At 26.3% G+C, this 10,382-nt stretch carries 10 protein-coding genes and 1 other RNA gene; 6 read left to right on the top strand and 5 right to left on the bottom strand.

All coding sequences use genetic code 11. The features are described from left to right. Positions 1-482, bottom strand: a 482-nt coding sequence (locus J7G74_RS01375; RefSeq protein WP_297130856.1) for a biotin transporter BioY, incomplete at its 3' end; no start/stop codon positions are given. A 354-nt stretch (positions 483-836) separates the two neighbouring features. Between J7G74_RS01375 and J7G74_RS01380 the strand changes: the two genes are divergently transcribed. Both J7G74_RS01380 and ssrS read left to right on the top strand, forming a co-directional pair. Then, positions 837-1,763, top strand: coding sequence for a hypothetical protein (locus J7G74_RS01380; protein ID WP_297130859.1), 927 nt, complete (start codon positions 837-839; stop codon positions 1,761-1,763). A gap of 149 nt (positions 1,764-1,912) precedes the next feature. Then, positions 1,913-2,097: non-coding RNA, 6S RNA (gene ssrS, locus J7G74_RS01385), on the top strand. A gap of 61 nt (positions 2,098-2,158) precedes the next feature. On the opposite strand, the gene J7G74_RS01390 is transcribed toward ssrS, so the two are convergent. Next, the gene (locus J7G74_RS01390; protein WP_297130862.1) at positions 2,159-3,175 is read right to left on the bottom strand and encodes a hypothetical protein; all 1,017 of its coding nucleotides are present in this window, start codon (positions 3,173-3,175) and stop codon (positions 2,159-2,161) included. 179 nt (positions 3,176-3,354) lie between these two features. On the opposite strand from J7G74_RS01390, the gene J7G74_RS01395 reads away from it, so the two are divergent. Beyond that, positions 3,355-4,578, top strand: a complete 1,224-nt coding sequence (locus J7G74_RS01395; protein WP_297130864.1) for a hypothetical protein — start codon at positions 3,355-3,357, stop codon at positions 4,576-4,578. A gap of 138 nt (positions 4,579-4,716) precedes the next feature. Here the strand turns inward: J7G74_RS01395 and J7G74_RS01400 are convergent, their stop codons facing one another. Genes J7G74_RS01400 through J7G74_RS01410 form a run of 3 tightly spaced genes read right to left on the bottom strand, consistent with a single transcriptional unit; the run spans position 4,717 to position 7,569 of the window. Next, complete coding sequence (locus J7G74_RS01400) at positions 4,717-5,379, bottom strand: hypothetical protein (RefSeq protein WP_297130868.1); 663 nt, start codon at positions 5,377-5,379, stop codon at positions 4,717-4,719. An 18-nt stretch (positions 5,380-5,397) separates the two neighbouring features. Then, positions 5,398-6,723 carry a polysaccharide biosynthesis protein gene (locus tag J7G74_RS01405; RefSeq protein ID WP_297130871.1) on the bottom strand — a complete coding sequence of 442 codons (1,326 nt, stop codon included), beginning with the start codon at positions 6,721-6,723 and terminating at the stop codon, positions 5,398-5,400. 51 nt (positions 6,724-6,774) lie between these two features. Continuing rightward, on the bottom strand, positions 6,775-7,569 hold the full coding sequence (locus J7G74_RS01410) for a histidinol-phosphatase HisJ family protein (RefSeq protein WP_297130875.1): 795 nt from the start codon (positions 7,567-7,569) through the stop codon (positions 6,775-6,777). A gap of 103 nt (positions 7,570-7,672) precedes the next feature. On the opposite strand from J7G74_RS01410, the gene pdxR reads away from it, so the two are divergent. The 3 genes from pdxR to J7G74_RS01425 all read left to right on the top strand — a co-directional run. Continuing rightward, a complete protein-coding gene (gene pdxR / locus J7G74_RS01415) occupies positions 7,673-9,094 on the top strand; it encodes a MocR-like pyridoxine biosynthesis transcription factor PdxR (protein WP_297130878.1) in 1,422 nt (473 codons plus the stop codon). A 26-nt stretch (positions 9,095-9,120) separates the two neighbouring features. Continuing rightward, complete coding sequence (locus tag J7G74_RS01420; protein WP_297130881.1) at positions 9,121-9,330, top strand: DUF896 domain-containing protein; 210 nt, start codon at positions 9,121-9,123, stop codon at positions 9,328-9,330. Positions 9,331-9,363: 33 nt separating this feature from the next. Further along, positions 9,364-10,382 (top strand): aminopeptidase (locus J7G74_RS01425; protein ID WP_297130884.1); only part of this gene is annotated, 1,019 nt, incomplete at its 3' end.

Below are 10,382 nucleotides of genomic sequence, written 5' to 3' on the forward strand. Positions count from 1 at the left end.
AATCCTATTTTTATTAAATCTGTTATAATAAAGGGAGCTACACAGTAGATAATACTTTGATAAATTGTATTTCCAGTTAGAATAGCAAATATTAAAGTGCCTGTTGTATAATCTAAAATTAATCCTAACATCATTCCTAGAATAACAACAATTTTAGAAGCAGTTTTTTCTTTTATGTATCCAATTATAAAAGACATTATTGGAAATCCTAATAAATATCCACCTGTTGGTCCTAATAGTACAGCAGCTCCTCCTGAGAAATTAGCAAATACAGGAATACCGATAGCACCCAATAATAAATAGATTAAAATTGAAATAAAACCACATTTAGATCCTAAAATTAATCCTGTCATTGCAACTGCAAATATTTGGAGTGTAAATGGAGTAGTTGTGATAGGTATCGGTATAGATATTTGAGCTAGTATTGCAGTCAATGCTGCAAATATTGAACATAAAATAAGTTCTTTAGTTTTTAAATTCATAATAATCCCCCTAGATATTTATAAATATTTTAAAAATAGGTTAACTATTTTATAATAGTTGGTTAACTTAATTATATATGAAAATAAAAAAGTTGCAAGGTATTTTTTGGAAAAGTATTTTTGTTTATATAGTAAAATTAGCACTTTTTTAGAAAATCACCTGTTTCAATAATATATATAGAATTTGTTTCATAGAATTTATATATAGAAATGAATTGCAAATGTAGTTAGTGAATTATTTGATATAGATAAATTATATAAAAAACTATATATTGATACATTAAAAATGTAACATATATAGTTTAAGATTCATATTTTATTAAGAATGAGTAGTTATATTAAGGGGTGACTTGTGTGAACAATTTACTGTTAATACTTGCGATGATGGTATTAAGTAATGGTAGTATACCATTATTTGATAATAAAAATAAATCGAGTAAACCTGCAGAAAACTCTGAAAGGAGAGAATCTGTAGAAACAAGTAGTAGAAGTAGCCAAGGCAATAAGAGTGTTCAAAAAGTTCGTAAAATAAAAAAGGTAAAGAAAAAAACAAAGAGTATAGGATCTGGTAAAGGTATTTTAAATTTTGATATGACGGATGTAAATAAAGGAATTAAATTATTAGACTTGAGCGAAGATGATTTAGATAGAGGTATGGAAATTATAACACGAACTAAGAAATATATGAATAAAGAAGAAAGAAATGTATTAATTAAGTTAGAGAGTGTTCTCGATTTAGTTAAAGGGATAAAAAAGTTAAATGATATAAACATATTGAGCGAAGAAGATGAAAGTGAATTTTTTAGAAGCATGGATGATGAAGATAAAAAGAACATGATGATAAAAGAAATTCTAGAGGTATTTCCAGAAAAGAAAAAGCAATCTGTTGAAAAAGCACTTGAAATGAAAAAGATGATAGACTTATTTGCGGAGTTATTTTTACCAGATGGAAAAGAAGATGGAGGATTTAGTTTAAGTTCTTTAGCTGATATAAATAATCTTGGAAGTATTGGAAATTTAAAATTGTTGGGAAATCTTTTGAGAAGTTTGGATGATGAAGGGTATGAAGAGGATGATGATAAAGACTATGAATATGTAGAAATAGATGATGATACAGAAGAAGATAATGAAGTAGAAGATGATATAGAATCATATAATGAATACTTAGAAGAAAGTATGCCTGTTTCAAATACAAATACTTCTCAAAATAGCAAAAAAACTAAAAAAACTAGAACTAGAAGAACTAAAACAAGAAAGAAAAAAAATTCAACTAATAAGTAATAATACTTTTATAAAAGTATTATTACTTACATAAGTTAAATTACTATAAATTGTTAAATTAGTTTAAATTTAAGAATTTTTACAGAATAAACTACTTTAATTATTTTTGTTTTTGTATTATAATAAAAATATAAATTTTAAAAGAAAAATAAATCCTGAGGCATACGAGTGGTAACCTTTAAATTCAACCGACATTCATTATACGGGAGATCGGGTCTCACGATAGTAGAATACTTCTGTATTTATATAGAAAAATTCGAAATTGTGGGCAGGTCACCCACCTGGGAGATTCTCGGGTCTGAATTTATGGGACCTACGGTGCTTCGGGAATAAAAAAATGTTGCTTAAAAGCAACATTTTTTTATTGTAATGAAATTATATTTTATTCTATTCTATTAAATTCCAAGAATACCAACATCGTTTATTGTGGAAAATACTTCACTTACATTATAGGTTAAATCATCTTTGTAATTAGTATAGAAAGAACATCTGCTAAACTGATCTTTTATAGAATCATCATCTAAATAAGGTTCATTCCAACTTTCACCTAAGTTTTCTGATGAAGATGTAAAAAGCTTATTAAAATCTACCCAGGAAACAAGCAATTTATTTTCATTTTTTACTATAGAAGGGTACATACAAGTAGAAGGTTTGCTTAAATAAGATGAACTGTTTACTTCAAATTTATTATCGTTTAAATATCCATTTATATATTTTACTGCATATCCATTTTTAATATTTTCACAGAATGATAGATGATAAAAATTAATACTATCTCTAATTACAGATAGATAAATTTTATTTTCACTTGAATTTGTTACTTGTATAGGACTACTCCAAGTGAAAGTACCTAAATTAAATCTTGAAGCAAAAATTTCTTCACAACCATTAACTAAATTAAAATAAAATACAGTAGGAACAGATCTATTCCACAAAATAGTGAAATCATTTAAAACTAAATAATTAACAAAATCAATTTTATTTTCAACCCAATAACCATTTTCTTTATAATGGTGAAATAAAGCACAAGTGCTTGATGAATTATTACTAAATACATAATAAAAAATATGGGCATTATTATCTATGTATTTTATATGAGGAAAAGCTAACCCAAACTTTTTATAATTATAAGTTATACATTCTTTTTGAGTGAATACAGTGGAATTACTTTTACATTCTAATACTTCTAAATACTTATCAAAATAAATACAATAAATATTGTCATTTTTATCAAGAGAAAAAGAGTATTTTGTAAAATCTAAGTTTTTATCATTTACGAGTCTATCTCTGTTTAAAATACGGTTATCAGGGTCATAGTAGTTATAGTAAAGTCCATCATTATCAAGATATATGTAGAACATATCCTTACTACTTCTTCTAATTATAGAGCAACACTCATTTAAAAAACCCATTTTATACCTCCTTAAAATTATCCATATTATATTATATTTACAAAAAAAATATATATTCTGATTTTCTTATATATATTTTTATGCTGAAGTAACACTTAACTAGTAAATTGCATAATATTAATTAGGCTTAAAAAAAGCCAAGACATTTTGAGAATATCATTTAAGGAGGATAATAAAAAATGCAAGATTTAAGAAAAAATAAAAGAAGAGTAAATAATGAACAAATGTCTATGACTAATAATATTTCTGAACCAGAGGTAACATTAGAATTAGATGACCTTGAAAGAGGATGCAAGTGCGACGATAATAGGGTGGGACAAACTAACAAATGTCATGATAAACATGATAAATGCCATGATAAATGCGAATGTAAAAATAAAGAAGAATTTGAATGTGAGTGTCATTGTAAACCTGTAAAATGTACTGATAATGAATGTGAATCATGTAAGGTTGTATCTGATGTATGTGTTCCAAATACTTGTAGAGAAGAGTGCTGTAATGGAATATCTCCAACTTTCTCAACAAGAGATGCTCGCCCAGTAGCTATAGAAGCAAATAGAATATTCGATTCTATACAATTTAGAGTATTTACAGATGCTACTGGACCAAATGGAGAGCCTTTATTCTTTGACTTTGAGGTAATCGAAGTAAGAGGAAATATTCCAAATAGGGGTACAGCAAGAGTTACAGTAGATGAAGTTTGTATGAACTTCTCATCAATTGAAATAATGCCTGGAGACGTAACAGTGGATGATTTCGATGTAACTCCAATTGAAAATAATTCATCTTGTGATACAGTATTTGAATCAATAGTATGCCCAATTAGAAATGCTAGATGCTGTGCACAAAATAGAGGACAAAACGTATTATTTAGAGAAAGAGGATTAACAGTAAGAATAGAAGATTTAGTTTTAGAAGTAAGAGGACATTGTGGTCGTACTAGAATAGTAGCCCTTGCATTCCCAGCTATAAAAAGAATGAAAAAATTATGCAGAGTAGACTCTGTTGAATTTAAATTTAATACACTAGCTTCTAATATATGTACTCCATCTAGTGGAAGATCTTTCACATTGAGACAAGACTTCAAAACTAATTTATCAGTTGATTGTATATCTAATGCATTTATTTCTATAGAAGATAACTTTGACTGTGATGATGATCATAATCATAACCATGGTTGTGACTGTGATTGCAACTGTGACTGTGACTGTGATAGAGATTGTGACGATTTCGATGACATTGAATTTACAGTACCAAGTGGAATAGATGTAATATTATGTGTTGAAGAAACAGTTAGTGCTTTAATAGGAGATCAATTAGTAGTTCTAGCTGACACAAACTTTGCTCCAAGAGTAGTAGATACTTTCGCAAATGTTTGTAGATTCCCAGGTTGTGGTGAATAATTTAATAAATAAGTAATTAATTATTCAACAAATTATTTATAATAACTATTAAAACAAATGATAATTAGCAAAATACCATTACTCTACTAAAAGGGTGTGTCAGAATTGACACACCCTTGTTTATATTTTAAATAATAATTAGTCATCATTATTTTTTTTATAAGATATGCTATAACAAAATTCAAATAAATCATCTATAATACTAGATTTACTATTATATTCAGAAGAAAAAGAAGTTGGTTTTCTTAGTAAACTACGTGTTGGTAGCCATTTTCTATTAGTAGTATTGAAAATGACAGTTTGGCTATATGATTCACTCCTATTATTTTTATTTTCAGTTTCATAAGTAAGTATCATATTTGACATATCATCAATATTTAATTTATATATATATTCATCATTTTGTAATATATCATTTATATGATATTTGTAGATATTGTAATTAGAAGGACTAAAGTTATAATGAGATACTCTAAATCTATTTTCCTTAATAGAAGATTCTTCTACAACAAATAAATTTAAATAATTATTTATAATAAATAATCTCATATTTTTAAGGTTATTAATATTGTGACAAACCCTACCTAAAACTTTTTTTCTTATATGTCCATCCTTATAAATGAAGTGAATTAGTTTTCCTTTTGTATTTACTGAGCAGATATGGATGAAGTTATTGTTATCGAAGTTAGCACAATAAGAAACAATATTATTTGATATTTTATCAATTTTTTCATTTATATTTTTTATGTATAAACAATTATTTTCTGTATAAACATAAAAAGGTTTTGTATCATTAATCATTTTTTACTTTCCGACCTCCTAACATTTTAATTCTTTTAGTGCTTTTATCAAAACAATAGTATGAAGTATAGTTGTTAAAATAGCAGTGGCAGTTACGGTATATATATAAGCATACATATGTAGATGTGGTAATGGTAATAGGAAATATAGTGCAATAACTTGAATAACCATTCCTAAAATTGTATTAAAACTAGCTATGACCTCTTTCCTAATTGAATGAAGTATTGAGGATAAAGTTTGATTAAGACATAGAAAAAGAGGAGCTAAAGACATTGCTTTTAAATACTCACCAGCAGTTTGATTATTAAATACTATAAGACACAATTCTTCTCCAGCAAAATAGAAAAATAATGAAGATAATATTCCTACTCCTACGGTTAATGCTAAAGCATAATTAATTTTAACTTTTACACTTTTATATTTATTTAAAGTAACTTCTTGTGAGATACTTGGTATTAAATTTACTACTAAGGCTGAGCCTATCGTAAAAGGTATGTAAACAAAAGGCATAACCATTCCATTTAAAATTCCATAAAGTCCCATAGATTGAGGATAAGTCATGCCAGAAAGTACAAGTCTAGAAGGAACTATCATAGAACTTACAGACTGCAATACAACGGAAGACATTTTATTACAAGTAATTGGTAATGCCATTTTTAAAGTTTCCATAGAAGAATAATAAAAATCTTTAACTCTAATCGTAAATCTATTGTATAATGTAGATTCTTTATAAAGGCAAATACTCATGTATATTACATTTACTGCCTCCCCAATAGATATGGCAATTAGAGTAGAATAACAAATCATAGCGTTATCACTTATGTACATAGCAATTAAAAATACAAATAATATTCTTGAGATTTGCTCAACAACTTGACCAACAGCAGGAACTATAACTTTTTTGATTCCATAAAAATAACCCCTAAAAACATTTGATAAAGTAATAAGAACTACTGCTGGACAGATAGCTAAAATAAATAAATTTAGGTCTCGATCATTTAATAATCTAAAAGATAAATAATTACTATTAAATGATATTATTAAAGCGATTATAAGTGATAAAAAAAATGATACGTATAAAGTAGATATAAAGAAAATATTTGATTCTTTTTTATCTTGTAGTGCATTTTCTCTTGCAATCAAACAGCTAAGAGCAGTTGGGATACCAGTTGTGGTAAGAGCTATACATATCATTAGAAAGTTAAATACCATGTGATATATCCCCAGTCCTGTTTCGCCCATAACCTTTGATAAAAATATTTTATATAAAAATCCTAGAATTCTTACTATAAGGTTTGAAATAAATAAAATTATAGTTGATAAAACCAGGTTAGGAATTCTCAAAAAAATCACCTCCATATATTTAAATGTATTCTGATGGAGGTGAAAAAATAATTAAATTTTTATAAAAGATGGTTTCATACTATCAAATTTACAAATATATTTAAAATTAATTTCTTTAAGATAAGAATAGACATAATCAAATTTACAAGCTATATAAGATGGTGAGTGGCTATCAGAGCCGGTAGTTATAATTTCTCCACCAAGGTCTTTATATAATTTGATTATTTTTTTTGATGGTGTTAAATCAGGTAAATTATATCTAAAACAAGACGTGTTTATTTCAATTCCTTTTCCTTTATTAATAATTTCTTTAAAAATACTTTCAATAATATCTAAGAATAAACTATCATCTAAAAGATGACCATATTTTCCGTACCTTTTAATTAAATCTAAATGACCCAAAACAGAGTAATTATCATATTTTTTTACTATTTCATAAAGCTCTGTATAATATTTTTCATAAGCTTCAAATTGAGTTTTATCTTCAAAAAACTCTCCATAATATAAATCATCTTTATTTATAGCATGTTGAGAACATATTACAAAATCAAAATCATGTGATTTAATATCTTTGCTATATATATCTGATAGATGAGGTTGAAGACCCAGCTCAATTCCCTTTTTTATAGAGATTTTATCTTTATATTTTTCTTTCATTAAATTTAATTTATGTAAATATTCATTATAGTTTACAACGAATTTATCCGTCTGATTAACATCATAATCCATATGATCAGTGAAACAAATTTCTTTCAGGCCAAGATCTATTGATTTTTCTATCATTTTTTCCATAGGAGAATGGCTATCTGGAGAGAAGTTTGAGTGCATGTGATAATCATAAAACATAAATATTTTCCCCTTTCATAAAAAATTTGGTATTATATATATTAATGATAACAAATACATATTTAAACATCAATAAATCTAAAAATAAGTAAGTGGTGATTTAATGGATAAATACAAATTAGAATTAGTAAGTGATAATAGTAAGTATATTCAAATTTATAATCATATAAAAAATCTTATTGCTAAGGGAGAAATAAAAGAACATGAAAAACTTCCTCCAATAAGAAAATTTGCAGATTATATAGCCGTAAATAATGCTACAATTGTAAAGGCATATGAATTACTAGAAAAAGAAGGATATGTTCATAAGATAGTTGGAAGTGGAACTTTTGTTTCTTCTCTTAATATAAAAAAATCAACTAATAAAATAGATATAGAGGATATGATTCACTTCGACAGTGGAAATCCTTCTAGAGAAATGTTTCCTATAGATAATTTTAAGGCAGCTATAAATATGGCACTTGAAAAAGATGGAGCATCTATTTTTGAATATGATGAAGGAAAGGGTTCAAATGAACTTAGAGAAGAGCTATGCCTATACTTAAAAGACAAAAGAATAAATACCAACAAAGAAAATATTCAAATTATATCTGGGGCACAACAAGGTATAGATATAGTTTGCAAAGGACTTATAAATTATTCTGATGTAGTTTTTGTGGAAGAACCTACTTATAATGGTGCTTTGGAGGTTTTTAAAAGTAGAGGGGCAAAAGTAATACCAATACCAATGTTACAAGATGGTATAGATATAGGAATATTAAAATTAAAGTTAGAGAAAATAAAACCTAAGCTGATTTATGTCATGCCTAATTTTCAAAATCCAACGGGAATATCTTATAGTACATATAAGAAAAAGAAGCTCATAGAGTTAGCTGAAAAGTATAATTTTTATATTTTAGAGGATGATTTTATAAGTGATTTTGCTTTTGATTCTTCTGATAATAGACCATTAAAAAGTTATGACACAAATAATAGAGTTATATATATAAAAAGTTTTTCAAAAATACTTATGCCAGGACTTAGAATAGGTATAATAGATATACCAATTGAACTTCAAAAGAAAATTTTATGGGCTAAATATTCTTCAGATATATCAACACCTGGACTTATTCAAAAATCAATGTACTACTATATGAAATACTTTAATTGGAATAATTATTTGAAAAATTTAGAAAAGATTTATACTGAAAAATACAGAAAAACTAAAAGTTTATTAGATGAAAAGTTAGGAGATAAATTAAAAATATCTAAATCTATTGGCGGTTTAAACTTTTTTGTTGAACTTCCAAGAGGATATTCATCACAAGATTTCTATGAATTCATGGTAAAAAAAGGCGTTTGTATTACACCTGGGACTTATTTTTTTGATAATATAATGGATGATAGATTTTTTAGGATAAATATAGCTAATACGAACTTAGAAGATATAATAAGAGGAATAACTATAATAGAAAATAATTTACAAGAGTTTATTACATATTATAAAAATGGAGAATATATAAGAAGTAATAAAATATTTTATTAATATAGGCAAAATTTTAGGAGGAAAAAATGTTTGATCAAAAAAAACTAGACAGAATAAATGCATTAGCAAAGAAAAATAAAGAAGAAGGATTAACTAAAGAAGAATTAGCTGAAAGAGAAATATTAAGAAAAGAGTATTTAGAAAATTTTAGATCTCATTTTAGATCTAGATTAGATAGTGTTAAAGTTGTATCACAAGAAGAATATGACGAAATGATGAAGAAAAATCAAAACTAGTTTAAAAAAGTATTTGTAATTTAGGGGGAAAACATGAACTTAAAATATGAAAGTGTTAATGGATGGAAAGTTATAAGAGAAATGAATAACATGGAGAATGTTATGAACTACTCTGAGGAATACAAAAATTTCTTAAATAAGTCAAAAACAGAAAGACTTTGTACTAGAGAAATAATTAAATTGGCAAAGAAACAAGGTTATATTTCTTTAGAAGAAGCTATTTTAAATGGGCAAATAAAAAGTGGTGATAAAGTTTTTGCTGAAAATAGAGACAAAGGAGTTGTACTATTTGTAATAGGTGAAAAAGATATAGAACAAGGTATGAAAATAATAGCAAGTCATATTGATTCACCTAGATTAGACTTAAAACCAAATCCATTATATGAAGATAGTAATTTAGGTTATTTTAAAACACACTACTATGGTGGGATAAAAAAATATCAATGGGTTACAATACCTTTAGCTTTATATGGTGTAGTATTCCTAAATGATGGAACTAAAGTTGATATTGCCATTGGTGATGAAGAAAATGATCCAGTATTTTGTATAAATGATTTATTACCACACTTATCTGCCGACCAAAATCAAAAGAAATTAAGTGAAGGAATCGGTGGAGAAGATTTAAATGTTTTAGTAGGAAGTATACCTTGTGATGAAGAAGAAAATTCTAATATTAAATATAATATTTTAAAATTATTAAATGAAAAATATAATTTAGTAGAAGAAGACTTTTTAAGTGCAGAGTTAGAAATTGTACCAGCAGGAAAAGCTAAAGACTTAGGTCTTGATAGATCTATGGTTATGTCTTATGGGCAAGATGATAGAGTATGTGCTTTTGCATCTTTAAAATCAATTTTTGAAACTGAAAATCCTGAATATACAGCAGTTGCATTATGTGTAGATAAAGAAGAAACTGGTTCACATGGTAATACAGGAATGCACTCTAAGTTCTTTACAAATACTGTTGCAGAGCTTATAAATTTACAAGGAACTTACTCTGAGTTAAAATTAAAAAGAAGTTTATATAATTCTAAAGTATTATCTGGAGATGT

This window comes from Terrisporobacter sp. (genome assembly GCF_017888745.1).
Lineage (GTDB): Bacteria > Bacillota > Clostridia > Peptostreptococcales > Peptostreptococcaceae > Terrisporobacter.

Bases quoted from the DNA above. Each gene is read 5' to 3' on its own strand.
- J7G74_RS01390 (WP_297130862.1), bottom strand. From the start codon at position 3,175: ATGGGTTTTTTAAATGAGTGTTGCTCTATAATTAGAAGAAGTAGTAAG.
- J7G74_RS01395 (WP_297130864.1), top strand. From the start codon at position 3,355: ATGCAAGATTTAAGAAAAAATAAAAGAAGAGTAAATAATGAACAAATG.
- J7G74_RS01400 (WP_297130868.1), bottom strand. From the start codon at position 5,379: ATGATTAATGATACAAAACCTTTTTATGTTTATACAGAAAATAATTGT.
- J7G74_RS01410 (WP_297130875.1), bottom strand. From the start codon at position 7,569: ATGTTTTATGATTATCACATGCACTCAAACTTCTCTCCAGATAGCCAT.
- pdxR (WP_297130878.1), top strand. From the start codon at position 7,673: ATGGATAAATACAAATTAGAATTAGTAAGTGATAATAGTAAGTATATT.
- J7G74_RS01420 (WP_297130881.1), top strand. From the start codon at position 9,121: ATGTTTGATCAAAAAAAACTAGACAGAATAAATGCATTAGCAAAGAAA.